A 23,234-nucleotide genomic window follows, 5' to 3' on the forward strand; every position below is an offset into this window, starting at 1 on the left:
GCTTTTTCAGGAGTTTAACGGACATGGAGCTTTGTGGATAGATGCCTTTGCCAATTTTGCGAAGGCTGCGCCGATGCCCGCCCCAACCTGCATGGTCGAGATGATCTTTCCCGAACAGGCGAACCATTACGGCACGCTGTTCGGCGGCAATGCCCTGGCGCTGATGGCCAAGGCGGCTTTCGTCGCGGCGGCCCGGCATGCGGGCATGTCGGTGGTCATGGCGCGCTCGGAACGGGTCGATTTCGCGACGCCGGTGCGCGTGGGCGAACTGCTGGAGCTGCAGGCCCGCGTCATCCGCACCGGGCGCAGCTCGATGACCGTCGAGGTCTCGGCCGAGGCCGGGGAACTGACCGGCGCGCTGCGGCGCGAGGTGCTGCGCGGACGGTTCGAGATGGTGGCGGTGGATGCGGACGGTCGCCCGCAACCCATCGCACGGAAGAATTGCAACGAAGGAACAGACAATGATCACGCATGAGGTGCGGACCTACAAATCCGCCGAACATCTGCCGCGCCAGGAACAGCTGGCCTGGAAGATCGCCGAGGTCGCCGCCGACCCGGTCGAGGTCGAGGCCGAAGTGACCGAGATGATCGTGAACCGCATCATCGACAATGCGGCGGTGGCGGCGGCATCGCTGGCCCGCCGCCCGGTGGCCTCGGCCCGCGCGCAGGCCCTGTCGCAGGCGCTGTGCCATCCGTTGCAATGCGGCGCCACGGTCTTCGGCATGACTGACGCCACCCGCGTCAGCCCGGAATGGGCGGCCTGGGCCAATGGCACCGCGGTGCGCGAACTGGATTTCCACGACACCTTCCTGGCCGCGGATTACAGCCATCCGGGCGACAACATCCCGCCGATCCTGGCCGTGGCGCAGCATTGCCTGCGCTCGGGGCGCGACCTGATCCGCGGCATCGCCACCGGCTACGAGATCCAGGTGAACCTGGTGCGCGGCATCTGCCTGCACGAGCACAAGATCGACCATATCGCCCATCTGGGCCCCTCGGCCGCCGCCGGGATCGGCACGGCGCTGAACCTGCCCGCCGAGGTGATCCACCAGGCCGTGCAGCAGGCGCTGCATGTCACCACCACCACGCGGCAAAGCCGCAAGGGCGAGATTTCCAGCTGGAAGGCCTATGCCCCCGCCTTTGCCGGCAAGATGGCCATCGAGGCGGTGGACCGGGTGATGCGCGGCGAAGGCGCCCCCAGCCCGGCATGGGAGGGCGAGGACGGCTTCATCGCCTGGCTGCTCGGCGGTCCGAACGCCCGCTATCAGGTGCCGCTGCCGGGCAAGGGCGAGGCCAAGCGCGCCATCCTCGACACCTATACCAAGGAGCATTCGGCGGAATACCAGAGCCAGGCGCTGATCGATCTCGCCCGCCGGCTGGGGCCGAGGATCGGCGACCTGTCCCGGGTGGACAGCATCGTGATCCACACCAGCCACCATACGCATTACGTCATCGGCACCGGCGCGAACGACCCGCAGAAGCTGGACCCCAAGGCCAGCCGCGAGACGCTGGACCATTCCATCATGTATATCTTCGCCGTGGCGCTGGAGGATGGCGGCTGGCACCACGAACGCTCCTATGCCCCCGAGCGCGCGAACCGGCCCGAGACCGTGGCGCTGTGGCACAAGATCACCACCACCGAGGACCCGGAATGGACGCGGCGCTATCACGCCCGCGACCCGCGCGAAAAGGCGTTCGGCGGTCGCGTGGAGGTGGTGCTGAAGGACGGCACCCGCATCGGGGACGAGCTGGCGCTGGCCGATGCCCATCCCGACGGCGCCCGCCCCTTCATGCGGGAAAACTATGTCCAGAAGTTCCTGACGCTTTCGGACGGCATCATCGCCACCGCCGAGCAGCACCGCTTCCTGGACGCGGTGCAAAGCCTGCCCGACCTGCCCGCCGGGCGGCTGGGCGAGCTGAACTTCACCGTCTCGCCCACGCGCCTAGGCGGCCCGGTCCCCCATGGCATCTTCGACTGGAAATGAGGAGATCATAATGAGCGGTTCCGCCAGGAAACCCAAGAAATCGGTGGCCCTTTCGGGGGTCGTCGCCGGCAACACGGCGCTGTGCAGCGTCGGCCAAAGCGGCAATGACCTGCATTATCGCGGCTTCGACATTCTCGACATCGCCGAGGCCTGCGAGTTCGAAGAGGTCGCGCATCTGCTGATCCACGGCACCCTGCCCTCGGCCCCGGAACTGGCCGCCTACAAGGCCAGGCTGCGGTCCTTGCGCGGCCTGCCGCTGGCGGTGCGCCAGACGCTCGAGGCGATCCCGGCCGCCGCGCATCCGATGGACGTGCTGCGCTCGGGCGTCTCGGCCATGGGCTGCGTGCTGCCCGAGGCGCATGACCACAACATCCCCGGCGCCCGCGACATCGCCGACCGGCTGATCGCCGCGCAGGGCTCGATGCTGCTTTACTGGTATCACCACGCCCAGCACGGCCGCCGCATCGAGGTCGAAACCGAGGACGACAGCGTTGCCGGGCATTTCCTGCACCTGTTGCACGGCCAGCCCGCGACCGAGGCCGAGATCCGCGCCATGCACACCACGCTGATCCTCTATGCCGAGCATGAGTTCAACGCCTCGACCTTCACCGCGCGCACCATCGCCGGCACCGGCGCCGACGTCTATTCCGCCATCGCCGGGGCCATCGGCGCGCTGCGCGGACCCAGGCATGGCGGCGCCAACGAGGTCGCCTTCGAGATCCAGAAACGCTATGCCACGCCCGACGAGGCCGAGGCCGACATCCGCGCCCGCATCGCGGCGCGCGAGGTCGTCATCGGCTTCGGCCATCCGGTCTATACCGTCTCGGACCCGCGCAACGTGGTGATCAAGCGCGTCGCGCGCCGGCTGTCCGAGGACAAGGGCGCGCTGCGCATGTTCCGCATCGCCGAGCGGATCGAGGACGTCATGCTGGACGCCAAGGGCATGTTCCCGAACCTCGACTGGTATTCGGCGGTCTCCTATCACCTGCTCGGCGTGCCGACCGCGATGTTCACGCCCATCTTCGTCATCGCCCGTACCGCCGGCTGGGGCGCGCATGTGGTCGAACAGCGCCAGGACAACAAGATCATCCGCCCCTCGGCCCATTACATCGGCCCGGAAAACCGCCGCTTCCTGCCCATCGACCAGCGCGGCGGGCTGTTGTCGCTGGAGGCCGAATGATGCCCTATCTGATCGGCTCCGACCTGCCCGAGGCACCCGCCGGCGCGCGGTTCCGCGCAGCCCTGGCCCGCCCCGGCATCCTGCGCCTGCCCGGCGCCCATAACGGCATGGCCGCCTTGCAGGCCCGCGCGGCCGGGTTTCAGGCGCTTTACCTGTCGGGCGCCGCCATGACCGCCTCGATGGGCCTGCCGGACCTGGGCATCATCACCGTGGACGAGGTCGCCTTCTTCATCCGCCAGATCGCGCGGGCCAGTGGGTTGCCGCTGTTGGTCGACGGCGACACGGGCTATGGCGAGGCACTGAACGTCATGCACATGGTCCGCACGTTCGAGGATGCCGGCGCGGGTGCCGTGCATCTGGAGGACCAGTTGCTGCCCAAGAAATGCGGCCACCTGAACGACAAGAAACTGGCCCCGGCAGGCGACATGGCGGCCAAGGTGGCAGCGGCGGCGCGGGCGCGGCGGCACCTTGTCGTCATCGCCCGCACCGATGCGGCCGCGGCCGAGGGCATCGAGGGCGCCGTCGCCCGCGCCAAGCTCTATATCGAGGCCGGGGCGGACGCGATCTTTCCCGAGGCGCTGACCTCGGTCGAGATGTTCCGCGAGGTTCGCGCCCGCCTGCCGGGGGTGAAGCTCCTGGCCAACATGACCGAGTTCGGCCGCACTCCGGCGCTGTCTGCCGAAGAGTTCCAGGAACTGGGCTATGACATGGTGATCTGGCCTGTCTCGTCGCTGAGGGTCGCGAACAAGGCGCAGGAGCGGCTTTACGCGGCGCTGGCACGCGACGGCGCCACCACCGCCATGCTGCCCGAGATGCAGACCCGCGCCCAGCTTTACGAGTTGATCGGGCTCAATGCCTTCGAGGCGCTGGACCGATCCATCGCCCGCAGCGTGCTGCCCGCGTAGGGCTGACGCATCGGGCGGGGCGGTCCCGCCCGACGACCGGCGGGGCGCAAGCGCCCACCGCTCCGCCGGTCCATCCGCCAGCAGCTTCGCGGCGACATGCCGGCCGCGCGGAAGGGGCCGGACCTTCAGTCCTGCGGGTGAACCGGCCGGTTCCGGCGCGCTCCGGTGGTGCGGCAGGTCCCGGCCGAGGACTGCCGCGTGCCCATGTAGAGATGCAGCACCGTGCCGCCGGTATATTTGCGCTGCAGCGCCTCTTGTCGTTCCAGGGCCTCGAACGGGTCGCCGGTAAACCCGACCGGAAGCTGGCTGGAGTTGGTGTAGTAGGGCTCATCTTCGGTCCCGCCTGAAGGATGCCGGGGAAACGCTTCTTGTCCTCTACGGCAAAACGACAGGCAGTGCCCTCCGCCAGCGTCGCCTCCAGATTGTAGAGATGCCCGGTCTGTTCCTGGAAGGCGGTAGTGCGCCCCCGCGCATGATCGAGCAGCCGCAGCGCGAAGGCATGGCCCCATTCGGCGGCGATGTCATGCGCATCGTCGGTGAAATTGCAGATCATCCCGACGCCAAAGAGCTTCATCGGCGGGTGAGCAAGGTCGCGCCGGGGATCTCCATCGCCACGGTCTATCGCACGGTCAGCACACTTGAACGCTGTGGGCTGATCGTGCGCCACAGCTTCGCCGACGGCAGGGCGCGCCACGAAACCAGCGGTTCCGAACATCACGACCATTTCATCAATGTCGAGATGGATGAGGTGATCGAGTTCCGTTGCGACGAGATCGAGCAACTGCAGGAAAGGATCGCCAGCGAGCACGGTTTCGGGATCGTGGGCCACCGGCCGGAGATCCACGTCAGACCGAAAGCCGTAAAGAAGGGGCGCGAGCGGCGGAACCGTTACGCCCCCCTGCCCCATGGCGCTTGTTCAGGAGGCAAGCCGCAGGACATCCGCATCCGTCTGCCCGCCGCCACCCAGTTCGAGCGCCCGGTCCGCCGTCTTGCGGATCAGCTCCGCGTGATGGCTGACGATCAGCAGCGCCATGCCGGTCCCGCGGGCGGTCTCGGCCAGAAGCTGCGTCACCTCGGCCTGGGTGATCAGGTCCAGCCGCGAGGTCGGCTCATCGGCGAACAGGAACACCGGATCGAGCAGCAGCACGCGCAAGAGCGCCAGCCGTTGCAGCTCGCCCCCCGACACCTCGGTCGGGCGGCGCGCCAGCAGCGCGAGCGCAAGGCGCAGCCGCTCCATCAGCGCCGGGATGCGGGCGCCGTCCAGCTTGTGCAGCCGGACCAGATCCTCCAGCGCCCGACCCAGGCGGACATGGCGGGGAAAGGCGCTCGGCGGATCCTGGTAGAGCTTCTGAAAGCGGATGGGCGCGATGCCCGGCGCACGGCGGACCTGCCCCTGTTCCGGCCGCGCCAGCCCCAACAGCACATCGCCCAGGGTCGATTTGCCGCAGCCGCTGGGACCCGTCACGCCGAGGATCTCGCCGGGGTGCAGGGTCAGGTCCAGCCCCTGGAACAGCATCCTGCCGCCGCGCGAAATGCCGATGCCGCCGGCCTGCAAGACCGGCTCGCCCTGCGCGGTCCGGGGGCAGCCCTCGGGCCAGCTTTCCGGATCGGCGGCGATCAGGCGGCGGGTGTAGTCGTGCTGCGGGTTCGACAGCACCTGGTCGGCCGGACCCTGCTCGATCACCCTGCCCCTCAGCACCACCGCCAGGTCGCCCCCCATTCGCCGGGCCAGCGCCAGATCGTGAGTGATGGTCAGAAGCGCCCCGCCTTCCTGCACCTCTCGCATCAGCAACGCGATCACATCGTCTCGCCGTGCCACGTCCAGGCCCTTGGTCGGTTCGTCCGCGACCACGATCCGCGCGCCGCCGGTGCGGGCGGCGGCAAAGGCCACCCGCTGCGCCATGCCGCCCGAAAGCTGGTCGGGGCGGCGATCCCCCGCCCCCTCCAGCCCCAGCGCCGCAAGGTCGCGATCCGCGGCTCGCCCGGCCTCGGCCCAGGACAGGCCGCGCACCAGCGCATGGCCCTCGGCCACCTGCGCGCGGGCCTTCATCAGCGGGTCGAGCGACAGCCACGGCTCTTGCGGCAGCACGCCGACGACCCGGCCCCACAGCGACCTGTGCCGGCCCGGCTGCGACAGGTCCAGCGCATGACCCTCCAGCGAGACGCGGCCCTCGGCGTCAGGCGGCCTGCCGCATCGACGTTCACCAGCGTCTCGGCCACGTCCATCTTGATGAAGATGTTGCCGGAAGTGACCGGATCGGCGCCCTTGATCTCGAACGGGGCGACGACATCCAGCACGCCGTCATTGGCCAAGGCAGCAGAAGACAGGGCCGCGGCCAAAGCCGCGGAAGCGAGCAGTTTGCAGAGCATGAGCGTTATCCTCGGGAATTTTGTTATGTTATTATATCACTCACCTGGGGATGCAAGAGGGCTTCGCCCATGCGCCTGGCGGATCATCCCGCCCGGCCCTTTACCGGGCAGGCTCAACCCTCTCTTCCATGGCTCCGGGCGGGCATGTCCGCGCGGCGGGCGTCGCAAAGCCCCATATCCGCGGCGCGTCGCGCATCAGCATTCCCGCCTCGATCATGTCCAGCCGTCTGCAGACAGCCTCGGTATTGCCGGCCGCTTCGCGAACAAGCCTTTGCCACAGGCGCAGCGCCGAAACCGGGCTCCAGGGCAGTGCCGCCTGCGCCAGCCAGCGGCGCAACTCGGGCGGCAGGCGATCGTATTGCTCGATCGGACAGGGCCTGCGGCGGCGGCGCAGCGAGGTGGCAAGGTTGCCGCGCATCAATGCAGCCTCCGCGCCTCGGCGGCGGGTTCCACGGCGGGGTCGAGGGCCAGGAACAGCCGCACCTCGCCGGTGCCGGCGATGGGCGGGGAACGGTGCAGCAGCGTCGTGACCTCCTCGCCGGGCCACAGCGCCCCGCGCAGGATCGCGACCTCTCCGCTGCGCATCTTGCCGGCCGGCACGACCTGCCCGCTTGCGTCCCGCAGCCCGAATTGCGTTCCCGGCCCTCGATAGGTGCAAAGCAGGCGCGCGGGCATCTGGTCTACATGGAATTTCCGGCAGGCATCCGTCGTCACGGCTTCGAAGCGGAGATGCATCAGCGGGTTGCGCACGACCTGGGCAAACATCAGCGCCAGCGCCCCGATATCGCTGGCCAGCAGGTCGCGCATCGTCCCGGCGGTCAGCCCGGACAGATCGCAGGCGGCATGAATGCAGCCCTCGACCGCGCGGAAATCCACAAGCGCCCGCAAGGCCGGCAATTGACCGGCCGGAATGTTCCCGATCCATTCCGCGAAGCCGGACGAGAGGCTGCGCCGCCAGATCGCCGCCCCGACCCCTGGCTGGACAACCTGCTGTAGAACCAGCCCGCTGTCGGATTCGAGGATTTCCCGCGCCTCGGCTTGATCGGGGGATGCTCCTTGCGAAGTTACGGAAACGGTTTCGGTCATGCAGCGGCTTCTCCTTACTGTATGGTTCCTCTTGTGGACGGGGGCAGCAGCCCTGCCCCCTGCCCTTCGTCCTTTCTGTCAGCCGCCGCGCTCAGGCGACACGACGCTGCCCCCATTGCGGAAAGGGATCGGGCAACCGTGCCCAGGCCTCGGGCGTGAAGTCCCAGGCGTCGACCAGGGCGTCGTCCAGAGCCTTGGTGATGGCCGCAGGGTCCATGCCCGCGCCGATGAACACCAGTTCCTGACGCCGGTCGCCCCAGGGTTCCTCCCAATTCTTCGCCACCTCGGCGAGGCTGTCGGGATGGGTCGGCCAGCGTTCGCGCGGCACCGAGGCCCACCAGCCGCCCAGCGGCGCGACCGAGGAGACGACGCCGGCCAGGCTGAACTCCACCGCCCAGTTCGGGCGGCTTGCGACCCAGAAATGCCCCTTGGCCCGGATCACGCCCGGCAGGTCGCCGTTGAAAAGGTCGTAGATCTTGCGGGGATGGAACGGCCGCCGCGCCCGATAGACAAAGGACGAGATGCCGTATTCCTCGGTCTCGGGCACATGATCCCGGAACCCGTAGAGCTCTTTCGCCCACATCGGATGCATATGCGCGCGGTCGAAATCGAACAGGCCGGTATCGAAGATCGCATCGGCATCGACACGGCCGAAATCCGTCTCGATCAGCTTCGCGTCCGGGTTCAGCGCCCGCACGATCCTGCGCGCCCGGTCCAGCCTCTCGGGTCCCGCATCCGTCGCCTTGTTCAGCACCACCACATCGGCAAATTCGATCTGGTCGGTCAGCAGGTTGACCAGCGTCCGCTCATCCTCGTCGCCCAGGCTCTCGCCGCGTTCGGCGATGAAATCGTCGCTGGCAAAATCCGTCGTCAGGTTGATCGCATCGACGACCGTGACCATCGTGTCGAGACGCGAGACGTCCGACAGGCTGTCGCCGTTCTCGTCCCGGAAATCGAAGGTCGCGGCGACGGGCAATGGCTCGGCGATGCCGGTGCCCTCGATCAGCAGATAGTCGAAGCGGCCCTCCTCGGCCAGCTTGCGCACCCCTTGCAGCAGGTCGTCGCGCAAGGTGCAGCAGATGCAGCCATTGGTCATCTCGACCAGCTTTTCCTCGGCGCGGTTCAGTTCGGCGCCGTCGCGGACCAGATCGGCGTCGATGTTCACCTCGGACATGTCGTTGACGATGACCGCAACGCGGCGGCCCTCGCGATTGTTCAGGATATGGTTCAGCAGCGTGGTCTTTCCGGCGCCCAGGAAGCCGGACAGGACGGTGACGGGCAGGCGATTGTCGCGGGTTGGCTGGCTGAGTGGCATGGCGTCCTCGTAAATGTAATGTTATTACGTTACTCAAATAACCAGAATCACCGAGGCCAGCAATGCCGTTTTCAGGCCGGCCCACCCCGGACAGCGAGGAGAGCAGAGCCATGCTGGAAGATGTGACGACCAGCCGCGTCCGGGAGGATGCCTTGTTCGAGGCAGCCGCAGGACCCTATCTGGCTCAGGTGCGCAAGGCCCTGATGCGATGGGCCGAGGTCGTTTCCCTGGGCCGGCTGGAGGATCTGCTGGCTCTTTACGCCAGCGACGCCATTCTTGTCCCCACGATGGCGGATGAGATCGGCGGCCATGCCGACGAACGGCGGGCCTATTTCGAAAGCTTCCTCGCCAATCCCAAGCTGCGCTGCCGCATCGACACGCTGCGCAAGCGTATCAGCCACAAGCTGGGCACCGTGGTTGTCGGCGGGCATTACACCTTCACCTTCGAACGCGACGGCGCGGAACAGACGCTGCCGGCCCGCTACCTGTTCTCCTTCGAGGAAATCGACGGGGCCTGGCTGATCACCGGGCACCATTCCTCGCGCATGCCATCTTCGTCGTAATTCAAGCACGGAAACACGATGCCCCTCTTTTCTCCCCGCCTCACCGTCGCGCAGGTGAGGAAGGCCATGCGCTGGCTCCGAAATTCGATGCCGCAGGGCTGATCCCGGTCGTCACCACGGATGCCGCGACCGGCGAGGTGCTGATGATGGGCGTGATGAATGCCGAGGCGCTGACGCGCAGCATCGCAACCGGCGAGGCGCATTACTGGAGCCGCGAGACGCAGCCGGGCGGACGGCCCCATGCCGAGCGGGTCGCGCTGAACCGCGCCGGGGCGGCGGCACGCGGCGCCACGCTTTATGTCACGCTGGAGCCCTGCTGCCATTGGGGCAAGACCCCGCCCTGCGCCGATGCGATCATTGCTGCCGGGGTGACCCGTGTCGTTGCCGCCATGCAGGATCCCGATCCCCGCGTGAACGGCGGCGGCTTCGCCCGTGCCGTGGACCGGGTGATCGCCCAGGGGAAGGCCACCCATGTGCTGATCGAAACCTCGGGCAGCACCCATCCCTGGCCGCTTCTGGAGGCGATCCGCGCGCATCCCGCCCTGCGGCTGCACGGCTTCCTGTCGGTGGTGGACACGGTGACGCTGGCGCAGGATCACGACCTGGGCCGTGCCATCCTGCCCGCCGCCTCGCGCCAGTTGGCCGAGGGCCGGCGCGGGATCGAGAACCTGCTGGCCGAGCAGATCATGTTCGCCAGCCGCATCCTGCTGAGCAAGATGGACCGGGTGTCCGGCGAGACGCTGCGCACTGTCGCGCAGGCCGTCCACCCGCTCAACCCCTTCGCCGACATCATGGGCATGCAATGGGGCAATGTCCGGCTGGCCGATGTGCTGGCCTTGCCGCCCTTTGACCATGCGCGCGTCGCCACCCTGGGGGCGGAACTGACCGACTGGGACCGCGGCCGCGGCACCGCCTCGATGTCCGGGGCCGAAGGCTACCGGCTCGGCAGCATCGTGATCGCGGACCCCCGCCCCTTTCACCCGCAAAGGCTGTGGAAGGTCTATAACCATTCCCTCGGCACCGGCATCCATCGCAGCAAGGGCTTCTTCTGGCTGCCTTCGCGCGACCGGTTGCAACTGCTGTGGAACCAGACCGCCGGCAGCATCGGGCTGGAGATCGTCAATTACTGGAAGATCGCGGCGCTGGAGGACGACAGCCTGAACCTGCTGCCCGAGGAACGCCAAGAGATGCGCCGCCGCCTTGCCGGCATGTCGCCCGAGTTCGGCGACCGGCGCTGCCGGCTGACCGTGATCGGGGATCGCGACGGGCTTGCGGACTTCGCCGATGCGGTCAGGGGCTGCTTCTGCACCCCTGCAGAGGTCGCGGCCTGGAGGGCGGGCGAAGCCTTCGACGATCCCTGGCCGGCAAGCACGGCGCGATTGGCGCAGCGGTAAGCCGCCCGGCCGGGCATTGCACCTATCGGGCCGTCAGCGTCGTCCTGAAGCGGTCGCGATAGTCGCGCGGCGTCAGCGAAAACCGGCGCAGGAAGGCCTTGCGCAATTGCTCGTCCGTGGTGAAGCCGCAGCGGAAGGCGATGGCCTTCAGCGGCAGGTCGCAGTCCAGAAGCAGCGCCTTGGCCCGCTCGCAGCGCGCGCCTTCCAGATAGCTGGCAGGGGTCGTGCCCGGCGCGCCGCTCATCTGGCTGGTCAGGGCGGTGCCGAACTGCGACTCCGGTAGCCCCCCGATCCGGCCACGGCCCAATTCGTAGCCATGGCAATAGGGACAATGAAACGCGGTCTTGCCCCTGCCATCGTGAGTGGAGCCGCCTTCCAGGGCGACATGGAAATCGTCCCCTTGCCCTGTGGCACCGATAGCCACCGCACCGATTCAGGTCAGGAGCGGATAGCGCAGAAGCTGTTCACGCCCCGCCGCGTTTGAACGCATCGAGGACTGATGCCAGGAAGGGCTGCGGCTTGCCCGCCAGCGTATCGAAATCCGCGCGGATCGCGGCCTCGTCCAGATAGGTGCCGATCACCACTAGGCGGCTCGATGCCTGCCCCTGCGGCCAGGCGTCGAGCCGCGCGACCGGATAAAGCCGATGCTGCACGGCATGGACCACGGCCGGGGCGGCAGGATCATCCTGCAGCGCGACCAGCCCCTTGATCCGCAAAATCCCATTCCCCGGTGTCGAGGTCAGCTTGATCAGGAACCGCCTGAGCGCTCCCAGCTCCAGCGGCTGATCATGCATCAGCGGGATCGCAACGACGTTGCCGTGCCGGTTCAGGTTGTGGAAATCCGCTCCATGGTCGTGGTAATGATCGGTCTCGGCCATAAGCCAGGCCTCGACGCCCTCGCCCTTGCCGAAAGCTGAATAGCTGCCCGGAGCCAGCAGGCGCGCCGGATCGAAATCCGCCGCCGCCGCATCATGGACCCGCAGGGCGGGGTTGATCGTCCGCAGTCTTTCGGGCCAGCCATGCGCCGGGGCCGCGTCGGTCCGGGTCAGGACCGCATGATCGGCGAAGGCGATCTGGCGCAGGCTCTCGGAGTGGCTCTTCAGCGCCGCGCCAATGCCCTGGACATCGACGACCGCGATCGCGCCCGACAGGCGGAAGGCGCGGGCCACCGCATGGTCGCGCAGCGACAGCGCCGCCACCCCGCCCGGAATCAGGCTGTTGATGATCGGTGCGGGATCGGCCAGCCCCGTTGTCTCCACGATGACCCGCGAGAACGGCGGCAGGCGGTCGTCGCGGCGTCCGATAAGCAACTCATCCAGAGACGAGCGCAGGTCGCTGCCGACGGTGCAGCAGATGCAGCCGGTGGTCGTGACCACCGGCCGCTCCCGCCCCTCGCGGATCAGATCGTGATCGACGGAAACCAGGCCGAACTCGTTGATTATCAAAGCCGTGTCTTGGAAGCTCGGGTTCTCGAGGATGCGGTTGAGAAGCGTGGTCTTGCCCGCGCCGAGAAAGCCTGTGAGCAGGAAAACGGGGATCTGGTCCACGGGTTTGCCGGGCCTCATGGGGTGGCTCCTTTCCGGTGGCGTCGTGCCAGCAGGACCTGCTTCAGCGCGGTCAGATGGGGAAATTCGACCAGCATCCCAATGACGATGGTGGCAAGGGTCAAGGGCGGGTCCGGGATCGCGACAGCCGTCACCGCCAGCATCAGCGGCGCATTACGCGCCGCCGTGGTCATCGCCAGCAGGGCTTGCTGCGGATAGGGCAGCCGGAACACCCGCACCAGCACATCGAAGACCACGGCGGGGCGGGCATTGCCGATATGGGCATAATCGTAAACGGTGGGGCCGCAGACATAGATGCGGACCTCGCGCGGATTGCGGGGGATGAAGGGCTGTTTCTCGCCGCCCAGGCTGTTGGTCAGGGATAAGGTCATCTGAGGTCTCTGTCTGGAAAATGCCGGATCGGTTGCGCGGGGACGGGCCTCAACAGAGGCATTGGTCGGCATCGCAACAGGCCAGATCGTCCAGATACATGTTGTTGGCGCGATAGGCTTCCAGTGCCGCGGTCTCAGCGCCCAGCCGCCCAGCCGCCCGGCAATGGCGCTGGCGACCACGGCGAAACGCTGGCGAAACTTGTAGATGAAGCAGAACAGATGCCCGTTATGCGACACTTCCGGCCCGGCCAGGAACAGGCCCGGCAATTCGGTGGATTCGTCCTGCGGCGTCAGCAGCGGCAGGCCGGACTCATTATAGTCGAACCAGTCCGAGACCGGCCCCGTGCCGCTGGCAAAACCCGTGGCCAGGATCGGCGCATGGGCCGAAAGCCAGCTGCGCCCGTCGCCGGCAAGGATGCGGATGCCGCCCGGCTCGGCCTCCAGCGCGATGGCCTCGGCGCCTTCGACCAGCGTGATCGCCCCGCCCTTCAGCGCCGGAGCCAGCCGCTGGCGGGTGAAAGGCGACAGGGCGCGGCTGGGGTCCTTGTCGCCGTCCTGCCAGGGCGCGCCGCGCTCCAGAACCGTCGCGCGCTTGCCGGCGCGCGCGAGCCCGATCGCCGCGTCGATGCCGCTTTCATAGCCGCCGATGACGAAGACCTCGTCGCCCGGCACATCCTGCCAAAGGCCGACCGCGGCGTAATGGCGGGCAAGTTCCGCACCGATCAGCCCCCCATCCGAAGGGGTGCCGAACTGGCCGCAGGCCCAGATCACGAAATCCGCGCCGATCTCGCCGCGGTCCGTGCGCAGGACGAATCCCTCGCCCCGCGGCTCCAGCCCCAGCACCTCGATGCCGCATGCGACGTTCAGCCCAAAGGCCAGCGCCGCCTGCTCCAGATATTGCGCGTAGCGTCCGCCGTCGGGATGCTCGCGCTTCAGCGACCAGCCGGGCGAGCTGTCATAGCTGATCGCGTTCAGGTCGGTGAGGCCGAAGACATTGCCGGGAAAGGACGGCGTCAGCAGCCGCGTGCCCGAGGGCCAGCGCAGGAAGCTTTGCCCGATCCGGCCGCGTTCCAGCACCCAGACATCCGGGATCGCCAGGTCGCGCAGCACGCGGGCGACGCCCAGGCCCGCCGGCCCGGCCCCGACAATGGCGACGGTGACGTGGTCCGGGATGCGGCGATCTCGGGACAGGTTCATGATACCACCTCGGCCGAAAGATAGCCGCCTGGCAGCACATGCTCGGTCACGGCAACGGAGTTCAGGGCTGAGAAGAGATCCCGCAACTCGGGATCGGTGAAGTCGCGCAGGATCAGCACCAGTTTCGAGCGGCGGTCCCCACCCCGCCAGTCGGTCAGCAGGACCGGCGGGTGAAAGATGTGCTGGACCCCGTGGACCACGAAAGGATGAGGCACGTCCCGCAGATGGATCAGCCCCTTGAAACGCAGGAGATCGGCGCCGCGTTGCGCCATCAGCACCTCCATCCAGAGGTCGAAGGCGTTTGCCGAAATCGGCTCGTCGATCACCCAGGAGACCGACCGGATCGCGTCCAGATGCTTCAGCGCTTCCACGTCGGCCAGATGCGGAGCGGGCACCGCCTCCTGCCGCAGCCAGTCCCGGACCTCGGCCGACTTCATCGTCGGATCGAAGTGCCCCAGCCCGATCAGACGCCGGGGGTCGATCCTGCCATGCAAAGCGATCTCGACCGGCGCGGCGGCATTCAGCGCCGCGATTTCGCGGCGGGCGGCGGGCGCGTCCGCCTCGGGCAGGTCGGTCTTGGTCAGCAGGATCAGATCGGCCAGGGCGGCCTGGCGCCTTGCATCCTCGTGCCGGCGCAGGGTGTCCGGCCCCGTCGCGGCATCGACCGTCACGACGATGCCGTCAGTCACGAAACGCTCGGACAGGTCGATGCTGGTCAGCAGCGTGTGCAGGATCGGCGCCGGATCGGCAAGGCCGGTGGTCTCGATCATCACCCGGTCGAAGTCCAGCTCCCCCGCCTCGCGCCGTTCCGCCAGCTCGACCAGCGTGTCCAGCAGATCGCCCCGCAAGGCGCAGCACATGCAGCCCGATTGCAGCAGCACCACGGTTTCGGTGGTCGAGACGACCAGTTCGTGATCCAGCCCGATCTCGCCGAATTCGTTGATGATGACGGCCGTGCGGCCGAAATCGGGATGGCGCAGAAGCCCGTTCAGCACCGTGGTCTTGCCGCTGCCAAGAAACCCGGTCAGCAGTGTGACGGGAAGAGGCGTCAAGGAGGAATCCGTCATGCTCGCCCCACCCTCATCCGGCCCTGGCGCTTGGAGATGGCGGCGGCATCCCGGCAATCGGCGCAAGTTCCCTGCAATTCGATGACACGGCGTCCGACCTGGAAGCCCAAGGAGGCCGCGCGTTCGGCAAGGACATCGGCGAGGCCGGCCAGTTCCAGTTCCACCGTGGCGCCGCAGCTGTTGCAGAGAAAGAAGGCACCGGCATAACGATCCTGCGGATGTGTCGAGGGGACAAAGGCGTTGCGCGTCTCGATCCGGCTGATGAAACCCTGCTCCAGCAGAAAGTTGAGCGCCCGATAGGCGGTCGGCGGGGCCAGGGGCCGGCCCAGCCTGTGGCCCAATACCCGCAACAGCTCGTAAGCCCCGACGGGGCCGTCGAATTTCAGCAATACCTCAAGCACCGTCCGCCGCAGCGGCGTGAACCGGACACCCCGCTCGGCGCAGATACGCTCGACCGCTTCGATGCTCAGGGTGTAAGCAGGACTGGGATTGGATCCCGACATGCAACCGCCTCGCCAATGGATGAACGTAATGTTATTACGTTACCAAAACGGACGCAAGACTCGCCGGCACGAATGGCCCGCACTCGGATCAAGGCGGACGGCGCAGGCCCCTCCACCGGCCGCAACCGGCTCGGTGTGCAATTCCTCTGGTCCCTGTCGGGTAGACGCGCCGGGATCGGCGCAGTTCAGAACGGCGTCTGGATCAGGCGCAGCGCCGTCGAGAAGGCAAAGATCGCCACGAGGCCGCCAAGGACGATCTCGACCAGGCTGGCAAGAACCGGGGCGCGACCAAAGGCCGGCAGCGAGAGATGCACGCCGCGGCGCAAGGCGACAGCAGCGACCGCGGCAAGGCCCGTCACCATCATGGTGCCGATCCCCATGGCATAGGCGCCGGCGATCCCGACCGCGTCCAGACCGAACCGCCAGGTCAGGATCAGCAGGAACAGCGCCCCGGTGCAGGGACGCAAGGCCACCCCGGCGACCAGGGCCGCAGCTTCGCGCCACGAGCGGGTCGCCAGAACGTCCTGGACATCCGGGACATGCGCATGCCCGCAGCCGCATGTTTCGGAATGCGCGTGGCCATCCCGGTGCCGGCTGGCAGCCAGCCTGCGGAGCCCGCGCCAGAACAGGATCACCCCCAGCAGGGCGATCGCCGCGGCCGAGAACGGCTCGAGACCGGCCGAGGCGCCCTCGACACGATCACGCGCGCCGCCGAAGATCCAGACGCCGACATAGACGAGGACTACCGCTACCGTGGCCTGCGCAAGGCTGGTGACTGCGGCAAGACCGACCATGCGCTTCATCGGCACGTCGGTCGCGACTCCATAGGCGCCGATCAGCGCCTTGCCGTGTCCCGGCCCCAGCGCATGCAGGAAGCCGTAGGCGAAGCAGATGCCCAGAAACGTCGTGACCGCCCCGGTCTCGCCGCCCCGCAATGCCCGCAAGGCACGCGCCAGCGCATTCTGATAGTCGCGCTGCCAGCTCACCGCCATCCGCGCGACGCGATCATCCAGCCCGGTCCAGAAGACCAGTCCGGCGGCCACGGCCAGCGCAAGCAGGGCGATCAGGACGGCCTTGCGCATTCCAGCCTCATGTCGTCGGCGAAATCGCCGCCCACATCGGGGTATTTGCCCTGATCCATGATCTCGTCATTGGTCAGCTTGGCCAATTCGTCGCCATATTTGCGCTGCGCCGCGGCGATGTCGGCCTTTTCGATCTGGACGCGGCAGTCGTCCCGGCCCCTGATTTCAAGCGTCCCGACGAGATCGTAGAAGGTGTAATAGGTCGGGTCATAGACCTGCACCTCGATCCGCTCATCCTCGGGTCGGATCCGGTCCAGAAGCGCGCGGATATGGGTCACGACGATCCTGCCCTGCTGATAGCGCACCGCGACCTCCAGCGGTCCCGACAGCGCGACCGGCTTGCCGTCGCGGGTCAGGTAGAGATCGCCGGCGAAATCCTCGGGCCAGTCGCTGAACATGGCGGTGAGGCGGGCGATCTCGTCATCCGTCAGCACGCCGTCGCCGTCCTTGTCCATCTCCATATCCTCGACCATCAGCATCGACGAGAAGTCGTCGAAGGCCCAGACCACGCTGACGGCACCCAGCCTGCCCTCGCCGTCGAAGCGGAACGTCAGCCCGGTGTCGATGAAGACATGCGGATGCGCCTCGGCCCTTGCAAGGGCAAGGACCGACAGCAGGGACAGCAGGACAGGCCGGAGACAGCGCATGAGGCATGCCTTATGCCGCGATGCCGATCTGGACAAATCACAAAACCGGCGCCTCGGCATTTCCCCGCTGATGCTTTGTCCTTTCGCCGCGGGTCCTGCGGCTTTTCGGACGACCGGCGCGGCATGGCTTGCCGTTCCAGTTTAGTAATGTAATAACATCACTAAACTATCGAGTCCGCAATCCAGTGATGCCCAGAACCGATCCGAAAAAGCCCCCCTGCCCGGCGGATGCCTGTATCGCCTTCGAGGATCTGACGGCGGGCTACGGCAGCCATGCCGCCATCCATCACCTGAGCGGCAAGCTGGAGCGCGGCACCTTGACGGCCGTGGTCGGGCCGAACGGGTCGGGCAAGTCGACGCTGGTCAAATGCATCACCGGCCTGCTGGCACCGATGAGCGGCACTTGCCGGGTCGCCACAGATGCCAGCCTTGCCTACCTGCCGCAGCAATCCGAACTGGACCGCAGCTTTCCGGCGCGGGTGGTGGACCTGGTGGCGCTTGGCCTGTGGCGCGAGCGCGGCCTGCTGGGCCGGCACCGGGCCGAGGATCGCCGTGCCGTGGCGGATGCCTTGCGCGCCGTGGGGTTGGAAGGCTTCGAGACCCGCCCCATCGACAGCCTGTCGGGCGGACAGTTGCAGCGCGCCCTGTTCGCCAGGGTTCTGGTGCAGGATGCCGATCTGATCCTGCTCGACGAGCCCTTCAACGCCATCGACGAAAAGACCATCCGCGACCTGATCGGCCTGATCCTGCATTGGCATGGCGAAGGGCGCACGGTGGTCGTGGTCGTCCACGATCTCGATCTGGTGCGGGCGCATTTCCCGCAGGCACTGCTGCTTGCCCGCCGCCCCATCGCCTGGGGATCCACCGCCGAGGTCGTCACCCCCGAGAACATGCGACGCGCCCGGCAGTTTCAGGAAGCCTGGGACGAAAAGGCGCCCTGGTGCGAGCCGTCGCCCGCCCCGGTCAGAGGGGTGGCGTGATGGTCCACGGGGTCGTGGCGCCCTTCATGGAATTCGCCTTCATGCAGCGGGCGCTGGCGGGGGCGCTGCTGCTGTCGCTCTCGGCCTGCCCGGTCGGGGTGTTCCTGATGCTGCGCCGGATGAGCCTGACCGGGGACGCCATGTCCCATGCCATCCTGCCGGGCGCGGCGGCGGGCTTCCTGCTTTACGGGCTGGAGATTGTGCCGATGACCATCGGCGGGCTGATCGCGGGCGCCATCGTGGCGCTTGGCGCCGGCGCCGTGGCACGGCTGACGGTGCAGAAGGAGGACGCCTCGATGGCGGCTTTCTACCTGGTTTCGCTGGCCATCGGGGTGGTCATGGTCTCGCTGCGCGGCTCCAGCGTCGATCTGATGCATGTTCTGTTCGGCACGGTGCTGGCGCTGAACGACGATGCGCTGTGGCTGATCGGGCTTGTCGCCGCGGTCACGCTGGCGACCACGGTGCTGCTGTGGCGCGCGCTGGTGGCCGAATGCCTCGACCCGCTGTTCCTGCGCTCGGTCTCGCGCCTCGGCGGGGCGGTGCATTTCGCCTTTCTGGGGCTGGTGGTGCTGAACCTCGTCGCGGGGTTTCAGGCGCTCGGCACGCTGCTGTCGGTGGGGCTGATGATCCTGCCCGGTGCTGCGGCGCGGTTCTGGGTCAACGACGTGCTGGCGATGTGCGTCGTCTCGGTCGGGATCGGCATCGTCTCATCGCTGGGCGGGCTCTTGCTGTCCTATCACGCGAGCCTTCCCTCGGGTCCGGCGATCATCCTGTCGGCCGGAGTGGTCTATCTCGTCTCGCTTCTGACCGGGCCGCGCGGCGTGCTGCGGCCCGCCCTGCCCCGCCGCCATCACCGGACGGCCTGACGCCATGAAAGGATATCCCATGAAAGACTGGTTCTTCCGCATCGCCACATGTTCGATCATGACGTTTTCATCCCTAGCGGCTGCACAGGCGGAACCGCTGGACGTGGTCGCCACCTTCTCGATCATCGGCGATTTCGCGGCAGAAGTCGGCGGCGACCGGATCAAGCTGAACGTGCTGGTCGGCCCGGATTCCGACACGCATGTCTATGAGCCCCGCCCGGCCGACGCGATCGCGCTGGCCGGCGCCGATGTGGTGCTGACCAACGGGCTGGAATTCGAGGGCTTCCTGACCCGCCTGATCGCCGCCAGCGGAACCGATGCCGCCGTCGCCACCCTGACCGACGGGGTCGAGACGATGGAGGAACCGGGCGGCGGCCATTACCACTATATCGACGGCAAGGCGGTCTTCCATGCCGGCGCGCATGATCCCCATGCCTGGCAATCGGTGCCGAATGCCAAGGTCTATGTACAGAATATCGCCGCCACCTTCTGCGCCGCCGATGCCGAAGGCTGCGCCGCCTATCAGGCGAATGCGGCCCGCTACATCGGCGAACTGGACGCCCTCGATACCGAGATCCGCGCCGCCATCGCCGCCCTGCCCCAAGACCGCCGCACCGTGGTCGTGGCCCATAACGCATTCCGCTATTTCGAGGCCGCCTATGGCGTGCATTTCCTGTCGCCGCAGGGCGTCTCGACCGAATCCGAGGCCGCTGCGGCCGATGTGGCGGGACTGATCTGCGAGATCCGCGCCCGCAATGCCTCCGCCATCTTCGCCGAGAACATCAGCGACACCAGGCTGCTGGAGCAGATCGCGCGCGAGGCCGGACTGCCGCTGGCAGGCACGCTCTATTCAGACGCGCTGTCCGGGCCGGACGGCCCGGCGTCCAACTACATCGCGATGATGCGCCACAATGCCGGCGCCATCGCCGCGGCACTGGCCGCCCGCTGACCAGATTTCCGCCGGGACCAGCCTGCGCCCGTCCCGGCGCCCTCCCCCGAACCCCATCAAGGAGACTTTCCATGCTCAGACATCTCGCGGGCGCCAGCGCCCTTGCCCTGATCCTGGCCGGCGCGGGTTTCGCGCAGGACCATGACCACGATCATGAGGACGTGACGCTTTACCGCGTCTTCGTCGGCGATCATGAAAAGGGTCAGGTCACGGCGTTCGACCTGTCCGAACCCGATCATCGCTGGACCTTCCCGACCACCGGCCAGGTCAAACTCTATTCCGTTGCAGGTGGCGGGGTGGTGGCCGCGGTGCAGTCCGATGCCGATACGGTGCAGTTCATCCGCAGCGGCATCTCGTTCCACGACCACGGCGATCACCGCGACATCGAGGTGGGCGATCCCGCCGCCATCGACGCCAGCCTGACCGGGCCGCGGCCCTTCCACCTGGTCGAGCATGACGGCAAGGTGGTGCTGAACTACGACCAGGGCGGCTATGCCGAGATCCTCGATGGCCACGCGCTGGCCGAGGGCAAGGCCGAGCCGGGCAGGTTCCCGCAGGCCCGCGCCCATCACGGCTTCGTCGCGCCCCTGGGGGGCAACTGGCTGTCCACCGTCGCCTCGGACGAGAAGGTCGAGGGCGACGCCTCGGTGCCGCGTCTGGGCCTGCAAGCCTTTGATGCCGAGGGCAATCCGGCCGGCGATCTGGCCACCTGCACCGCGATCCATGGCGAGGCCTTCTCGGGCGCCTATCTGGCCGCTGGCTGCAAGGAGGGCGTGCTGACCGTCAAGGCCGGCGCGAACGGCCCGGAATACAAGCTGCTGCCCTATCCCGCCGACCTGCCGCAAGGCGTGACCACCGGCACCCTGCTGGGCTCGACCGGCATCCAGGTGTTTCTGGGCAATTACGGCCCCGACGGGCTGGTGGTCATCGACCCGGTGGACGAGCCGCATTACCGCTACATCAAGCTGCCCTTCCGCCGGGTGGATTTCACGCTCGATCCGGTCAAGCCTTCGACCGGCTATGCGCTGACCGAAGACGGCAGCCTGCACCGTCTCGACCTGCTGAAGGCCGAGATCGTCGCCAGCGCCAAGGTGACCGAGCCCTATTCCATGGACGGGCATTGGAACGACCCGCGCCCGCGCATCGCCATGGCCGGGGACGAAATCGTCGTCACCGACCCCAACGCGGGTCTGGTGCGCCGCATCGCGACCGAGGATCTGTCGGAACGCGGCACCGTGCCGGTCGAGGGCAAGCCCTACAACATCGCCGTGACCGGCGGCAGCGGCGTGACGCACTGACGCAGGCACGACACGAAAGGGGGCGGCAAACCGCCCTCTTTGCTTTCCGGCCGATCCGTCAGCCGCCCTGTCTGGTGATCGCCACCACCGCCGGGCGCACCGGCATGTCGTCGCGGAAATCCGGCCGGCGGGTGGACAGGTCCTCGTGATAGAACGGCCGCGGCCCTCGCAATCCTCGCCGCCGTCGCCCGGATGCTGCACGGCCACGAAAAAGGTGGTTGCGCTGGCCTAGCCGGACGCCAGCGGAATCGCGTAGTGCGCAGCGCAGCGCCGAAACCATTGCTCGACCGGGTCCTTGGCCGTCAGCAACGGGGCGCCCATGCAGATGCGATGCCATTGCAGCGTGCCGAACAGGATGTGATCGGCAAAGCCCGGCGCTTCGCCCGCCACCCAGTCCTGCCCCGTCAGGATCCGGCGCATCAAGGCCAGCTTCTCGGGAAAATGCGCCGCCTCGCCGGCCGAGCGGGCGGCCAGTTCCTCGACGCTGGCGCCGAACCGTCGCTGGCGAGCGGCCCGGAAATGCGCCTGATCGGGCGGGTCCATCATGTCGTGCATCCGACGCACCACGATCACCGACAGCGGCGGATTCAGCACCGTGTCGCAATGATGCTCGACCAGCCGCGCCAACGCCTGCTGGCCGGCGCCGGGAAACAGGCTGGGCCCGGAATGGGCGGCCTCGAGATGCAGGGCGATGCCGAAGCTGTCCCCCAGGCGATGGCCGCGATCGTCCAGCACCGGCACGCTGTCGAAGCCGCCCCCGGCAATGCGGGGAATGTCGGCGAAGGAGACGGGGCGCAGATCGAATTCCAGCCCCTTGTGCCTGAGTGCCAGGATCGCCTTCCAGACATGGGGCGAATAGTGCCGGACCCCGTCCGCGGCGCAGAGGCTGTAAAGTGCGATCCCGCCCATCAGGCCGTTTTCCGCACCAGCCGGGGCAGCGTGCCGCATTTGCCGGCGGCGCGCTGTGGCTCGGGCTTCTGCTCGACGCAACCGAGGATCTGGCGCATCACCCCGATCACCGGATCCTCGGCCCGCTCGGCGAGATAGCCAAAGACGATGCGGACCGAGTTGCGCACTTCGGACAGCACCACGATCCGCTCGTCGGGCAGCAAGGGGGCATGGATCACCCCGATGCCGACCCCGTCCGCGATCAGCGTGCGCGCCACCACCTCGTCGTCGACATTGATGATGCGGCGGGGGTGGAAGTTCCTTTCCTCGAAAAAGGTCTCGGCCATGCGGCCATAGCAGGAACGGTCGGGCGGACAGATGCAGGGCACGTCCTGCAGGCCGGTCAGGTCGCCGTCGCGCACATGCCCGGCATATTCCGGGGCACCGGCCAGATAGACGTTGAAGCGTGACAGCTCGACCGTGGTCAGATCGGACTGGTCCTCGTTCGGCTCGACATAGAAGCCGGCGTCCAGATAGCCGTTGCGGATGCCGCTGAGCACGCAGGAGGACGGGCCGCGGTCCAGCCTGACCTCAAGCTCGGGGAAACGCGAATAAAGCTCGGTCAGCAGGGTGCGCACGGTCTGGCGGTTGGAACAGCGCGCCGCGCCGATACGCAACTCGCCGGTCAGGCAACCGCGCAGACGGCAAGCCTCTTCCAGGAAGCGCTGGTGCTGCTCAAGCAGCTTGTCCGCCACCGCAAGCAGGCGCGAGCCGCCCTGGGTGACGGTCATGCCGCGGGGATTGCGCTCGAACAGCTTGATTCCCAGGCTGTCCTCCATCGACTTGATATGCGCGCTGATGGCGGGCTGGCTGCGATAAAGGATTTCGGAGGCGCGGGTGATGCTGCCCTCGCGCACGACGGTAACGAATGTTCTCAGGTGGTTGATGTCCATCCCAGGCCCTCGGATAACGGAGATCTTCGAAAAATGGCCGCAGTCGATGTTGCCTTGCGATGACCGCTGG

Annotated in this window: 25 protein-coding genes and 1 pseudogene; 11 read left to right on the top strand and 15 right to left on the bottom strand. The window is 67.5% G+C overall.

Going from position 1 to position 23,234, the window contains the following annotated elements:
• Positions 1–73: 73 nt before the first annotated feature.
• The 4 genes from QPR87_RS11355 to prpB are packed head-to-tail and all read left to right on the top strand — an operon-like array spanning position 74 to position 4,070.
• Positions 74–475, top strand: coding sequence for an acyl-CoA thioesterase (locus QPR87_RS11355; protein ID WP_011747671.1), 402 nt, complete (start codon positions 74–76; stop codon positions 473–475).
• Complete coding sequence (locus QPR87_RS11360) at positions 462–1,985, top strand: MmgE/PrpD family protein (protein ID WP_285049634.1); 1,524 nt, start codon at positions 462–464, stop codon at positions 1,983–1,985. The genes QPR87_RS11355 and QPR87_RS11360 overlap by 14 nt, the downstream gene beginning before the upstream one ends.
• A gap of 10 nt (positions 1,986–1,995) precedes the next feature.
• A complete protein-coding gene (prpC, locus tag QPR87_RS11365) occupies positions 1,996–3,165 on the top strand; it encodes a bifunctional 2-methylcitrate synthase/citrate synthase (RefSeq protein WP_285049635.1) in 1,170 nt (389 codons plus the stop codon).
• Positions 3,165–4,070 (top strand): methylisocitrate lyase, encoded by a 906-nt coding sequence (prpB, locus tag QPR87_RS11370; protein WP_285049661.1) that lies wholly within the window; start codon positions 3,165–3,167, stop codon positions 4,068–4,070. The genes prpC and prpB overlap by 1 nt, the downstream gene beginning before the upstream one ends.
• Here the strand turns inward: prpB and nrdD are convergent.
• Positions 4,015–4,644 carry an anaerobic ribonucleoside-triphosphate reductase gene (gene nrdD / locus QPR87_RS23625; RefSeq protein ID WP_502921611.1) on the bottom strand — a complete coding sequence of 210 codons (630 nt, stop codon included), beginning with the start codon at positions 4,642–4,644 and terminating at the stop codon, positions 4,015–4,017. The two genes, prpB and nrdD, sit on opposite strands and share 56 nt — an antisense overlap.
• Here nrdD and QPR87_RS11385 point away from each other — a divergent pair.
• Positions 4,594–4,848 (top strand): annotated as a pseudogene (locus QPR87_RS11385) (Fur family transcriptional regulator); the annotation flags it as partial. The gene nrdD and the pseudogene QPR87_RS11385 overlap by 51 nt on opposite strands.
• 138 nt (positions 4,849–4,986) lie before the next feature.
• Here QPR87_RS11385 and QPR87_RS11390 read toward each other — a convergent pair.
• The 5 genes from QPR87_RS11390 to QPR87_RS11410 form a co-directional block, all read right to left on the bottom strand.
• A complete protein-coding gene (locus QPR87_RS11390) occupies positions 4,987–6,228 on the bottom strand; it encodes an ATP-binding cassette domain-containing protein (RefSeq protein WP_350310454.1) in 1,242 nt (413 codons plus the stop codon).
• Positions 6,120–6,440 (bottom strand): hypothetical protein, encoded by a 321-nt coding sequence (locus tag QPR87_RS11395; RefSeq protein WP_285049636.1) that lies wholly within the window; start codon positions 6,438–6,440, stop codon positions 6,120–6,122. The genes QPR87_RS11390 and QPR87_RS11395 overlap by 109 nt, the downstream gene beginning before the upstream one ends.
• Before the next feature lie 100 nt (positions 6,441–6,540).
• Positions 6,541–6,858 carry a DUF6525 family protein gene (locus tag QPR87_RS11400; RefSeq protein WP_011747663.1) on the bottom strand — a complete coding sequence of 106 codons (318 nt, stop codon included), beginning with the start codon at positions 6,856–6,858 and terminating at the stop codon, positions 6,541–6,543.
• Positions 6,858–7,526: a DUF1826 domain-containing protein gene (locus tag QPR87_RS11405; protein WP_285049637.1), complete on the bottom strand. Its 669-nt coding sequence runs from the start codon at positions 7,524–7,526 to the stop codon at positions 6,858–6,860. Before QPR87_RS11405 ends, QPR87_RS11400 begins: the two co-directional genes overlap by 1 nt.
• A 91-nt stretch (positions 7,527–7,617) precedes the next feature.
• Positions 7,618–8,841, bottom strand: a complete 1,224-nt coding sequence (locus tag QPR87_RS11410; protein ID WP_285049638.1) for a GTP-binding protein — start codon at positions 8,839–8,841, stop codon at positions 7,618–7,620.
• Between the two features lie 110 nt (positions 8,842–8,951).
• Between QPR87_RS11410 and QPR87_RS11415 the strand changes: the two genes are divergently transcribed.
• Both QPR87_RS11415 and QPR87_RS11420 read left to right on the top strand, forming a co-directional pair.
• A complete protein-coding gene (locus QPR87_RS11415; RefSeq protein ID WP_285049639.1) occupies positions 8,952–9,404 on the top strand; it encodes a nuclear transport factor 2 family protein in 453 nt (150 codons plus the stop codon).
• A 146-nt stretch (positions 9,405–9,550) separates the two neighbouring features.
• On the top strand, positions 9,551–10,798 hold the full coding sequence (locus QPR87_RS11420; RefSeq protein ID WP_285049640.1) for a GTP-binding protein: 1,248 nt from the start codon (positions 9,551–9,553) through the stop codon (positions 10,796–10,798).
• A 22-nt stretch (positions 10,799–10,820) separates the two neighbouring features.
• Here QPR87_RS11420 and QPR87_RS11425 read toward each other — a convergent pair whose 3' ends face one another.
• From QPR87_RS11425 to QPR87_RS11460, 7 genes are all read right to left on the bottom strand, one after another.
• Complete coding sequence (locus QPR87_RS11425; protein ID WP_285049641.1) at positions 10,821–11,222, bottom strand: helix-turn-helix domain-containing protein; 402 nt, start codon at positions 11,220–11,222, stop codon at positions 10,821–10,823.
• Positions 11,223–11,262: 40 nt separating this feature from the next.
• Positions 11,263–12,363 carry a CobW family GTP-binding protein gene (locus QPR87_RS11430; protein ID WP_285049642.1) on the bottom strand — a complete coding sequence of 367 codons (1,101 nt, stop codon included), beginning with the start codon at positions 12,361–12,363 and terminating at the stop codon, positions 11,263–11,265.
• Complete coding sequence (locus tag QPR87_RS23630; RefSeq protein WP_350310453.1) at positions 12,360–13,931, bottom strand: NAD(P)-binding domain-containing protein; 1,572 nt, start codon at positions 13,929–13,931, stop codon at positions 12,360–12,362. The genes QPR87_RS11430 and QPR87_RS23630 overlap by 4 nt, the downstream gene beginning before the upstream one ends.
• On the bottom strand, positions 13,928–14,983 hold the full coding sequence (locus QPR87_RS11445; protein WP_285049643.1) for a CobW family GTP-binding protein: 1,056 nt from the start codon (positions 14,981–14,983) through the stop codon (positions 13,928–13,930). Before QPR87_RS11445 ends, QPR87_RS23630 begins: the two co-directional genes overlap by 4 nt.
• Positions 14,984–14,994: 11 nt before the next feature.
• Complete coding sequence (locus QPR87_RS11450) at positions 14,995–15,501, bottom strand: transcriptional repressor (RefSeq protein WP_285049644.1); 507 nt, start codon at positions 15,499–15,501, stop codon at positions 14,995–14,997.
• A 185-nt stretch (positions 15,502–15,686) separates the two neighbouring features.
• Positions 15,687–16,583, bottom strand: a complete 897-nt coding sequence (locus QPR87_RS11455) for a nickel/cobalt transporter (RefSeq protein WP_285049645.1) — start codon at positions 16,581–16,583, stop codon at positions 15,687–15,689.
• Positions 16,565–17,230: a DUF1007 family protein gene (locus QPR87_RS11460; protein WP_285049646.1), complete on the bottom strand. Its 666-nt coding sequence runs from the start codon at positions 17,228–17,230 to the stop codon at positions 16,565–16,567. The genes QPR87_RS11455 and QPR87_RS11460 overlap by 19 nt, the downstream gene beginning before the upstream one ends.
• A 188-nt stretch (positions 17,231–17,418) precedes the next feature.
• On the opposite strand from QPR87_RS11460, the gene aztA reads away from it, so the two are divergent.
• The 4 genes from aztA to QPR87_RS11480 all read left to right on the top strand — a co-directional run bounded on the left by aztA (position 17,419) and on the right by QPR87_RS11480 (position 21,323).
• Positions 17,419–18,210 carry a zinc ABC transporter ATP-binding protein AztA gene (gene aztA / locus QPR87_RS11465; protein ID WP_285049647.1) on the top strand — a complete coding sequence of 264 codons (792 nt, stop codon included), beginning with the start codon at positions 17,419–17,421 and terminating at the stop codon, positions 18,208–18,210.
• Entirely contained in the window at positions 18,210–19,076 is an 867-nt protein-coding gene (gene aztB / locus QPR87_RS11470; RefSeq protein ID WP_285049648.1) for a zinc ABC transporter permease AztB, read from the top strand. Before aztA ends, aztB begins: the two co-directional genes overlap by 1 nt.
• A 19-nt stretch (positions 19,077–19,095) precedes the next feature.
• Complete coding sequence (gene aztC, locus QPR87_RS11475; protein ID WP_285049649.1) at positions 19,096–20,025, top strand: zinc ABC transporter substrate-binding protein AztC; 930 nt, start codon at positions 19,096–19,098, stop codon at positions 20,023–20,025.
• A gap of 71 nt (positions 20,026–20,096) precedes the next feature.
• On the top strand, positions 20,097–21,323 hold the full coding sequence (locus QPR87_RS11480; RefSeq protein WP_285049650.1) for a hypothetical protein: 1,227 nt from the start codon (positions 20,097–20,099) through the stop codon (positions 21,321–21,323).
• Positions 21,324–21,551: 228 nt separating this feature from the next.
• Here the strand turns inward: QPR87_RS11480 and QPR87_RS11485 are convergent, their stop codons facing one another.
• Together QPR87_RS11485 and QPR87_RS11490 are read right to left on the bottom strand one after the other, a co-directional pair.
• Positions 21,552–22,232 (bottom strand): glutathione S-transferase family protein, encoded by a 681-nt coding sequence (locus QPR87_RS11485; RefSeq protein WP_011747898.1) that lies wholly within the window; start codon positions 22,230–22,232, stop codon positions 21,552–21,554.
• On the bottom strand, positions 22,232–23,164 hold the full coding sequence (locus QPR87_RS11490; protein ID WP_285049651.1) for a LysR family transcriptional regulator: 933 nt from the start codon (positions 23,162–23,164) through the stop codon (positions 22,232–22,234). The genes QPR87_RS11485 and QPR87_RS11490 overlap by 1 nt, the downstream gene beginning before the upstream one ends.
• Positions 23,165–23,234: the final 70 nt, after the last annotated feature.

It is taken from the genome of Paracoccus sp. SSJ, from assembly GCF_030234105.1.
Taxonomy (GTDB): domain Bacteria; phylum Pseudomonadota; class Alphaproteobacteria; order Rhodobacterales; family Rhodobacteraceae; genus Paracoccus; species Paracoccus denitrificans.

Coding starts and splice junctions, on each gene's coding strand:
- QPR87_RS11355 (WP_011747671.1), top strand. CDS start 74: ATGCCCGCCCCAACCTGCATGGTCGAGATGATCTTTCCCGAACAGGCG.
- QPR87_RS11360 (WP_285049634.1), top strand. CDS start 462: ATGATCACGCATGAGGTGCGGACCTACAAATCCGCCGAACATCTGCCG.
- prpC (WP_285049635.1), top strand. CDS start 1,996: ATGAGCGGTTCCGCCAGGAAACCCAAGAAATCGGTGGCCCTTTCGGGG.
- prpB (WP_285049661.1), top strand. CDS start 3,165: ATGCCCTATCTGATCGGCTCCGACCTGCCCGAGGCACCCGCCGGCGCG.
- nrdD (WP_502921611.1), bottom strand. CDS start 4,644: ATGAAGCTCTTTGGCGTCGGGATGATCTGCAATTTCACCGACGATGCG.
- QPR87_RS11395 (WP_285049636.1), bottom strand. CDS start 6,440: ATGCTCTGCAAACTGCTCGCTTCCGCGGCTTTGGCCGCGGCCCTGTCT.
- QPR87_RS11400 (WP_011747663.1), bottom strand. CDS start 6,858: ATGCGCGGCAACCTTGCCACCTCGCTGCGCCGCCGCCGCAGGCCCTGT.
- QPR87_RS11405 (WP_285049637.1), bottom strand. CDS start 7,526: ATGACCGAAACCGTTTCCGTAACTTCGCAAGGAGCATCCCCCGATCAA.
- QPR87_RS11410 (WP_285049638.1), bottom strand. CDS start 8,841: ATGCCACTCAGCCAGCCAACCCGCGACAATCGCCTGCCCGTCACCGTC.
- QPR87_RS11415 (WP_285049639.1), top strand. CDS start 8,952: ATGCTGGAAGATGTGACGACCAGCCGCGTCCGGGAGGATGCCTTGTTC.
- QPR87_RS11420 (WP_285049640.1), top strand. CDS start 9,551: ATGGGCGTGATGAATGCCGAGGCGCTGACGCGCAGCATCGCAACCGGC.
- QPR87_RS11430 (WP_285049642.1), bottom strand. CDS start 12,363: ATGAGGCCCGGCAAACCCGTGGACCAGATCCCCGTTTTCCTGCTCACA.
- QPR87_RS23630 (WP_350310453.1), bottom strand. CDS start 13,931: ATGAACCTGTCCCGAGATCGCCGCATCCCGGACCACGTCACCGTCGCC.
- QPR87_RS11450 (WP_285049644.1), bottom strand. CDS start 15,501: ATGTCGGGATCCAATCCCAGTCCTGCTTACACCCTGAGCATCGAAGCG.
- QPR87_RS11455 (WP_285049645.1), bottom strand. CDS start 16,583: ATGCGCAAGGCCGTCCTGATCGCCCTGCTTGCGCTGGCCGTGGCCGCC.
- QPR87_RS11460 (WP_285049646.1), bottom strand. CDS start 17,230: ATGCGCTGTCTCCGGCCTGTCCTGCTGTCCCTGCTGTCGGTCCTTGCC.
- aztA (WP_285049647.1), top strand. CDS start 17,419: ATGCCCAGAACCGATCCGAAAAAGCCCCCCTGCCCGGCGGATGCCTGT.
- aztB (WP_285049648.1), top strand. CDS start 18,210: ATGGTCCACGGGGTCGTGGCGCCCTTCATGGAATTCGCCTTCATGCAG.
- aztC (WP_285049649.1), top strand. CDS start 19,096: ATGAAAGACTGGTTCTTCCGCATCGCCACATGTTCGATCATGACGTTT.
- QPR87_RS11480 (WP_285049650.1), top strand. CDS start 20,097: ATGCTCAGACATCTCGCGGGCGCCAGCGCCCTTGCCCTGATCCTGGCC.
- QPR87_RS11485 (WP_011747898.1), bottom strand. CDS start 22,232: ATGGGCGGGATCGCACTTTACAGCCTCTGCGCCGCGGACGGGGTCCGG.
- QPR87_RS11490 (WP_285049651.1), bottom strand. CDS start 23,164: ATGGACATCAACCACCTGAGAACATTCGTTACCGTCGTGCGCGAGGGC.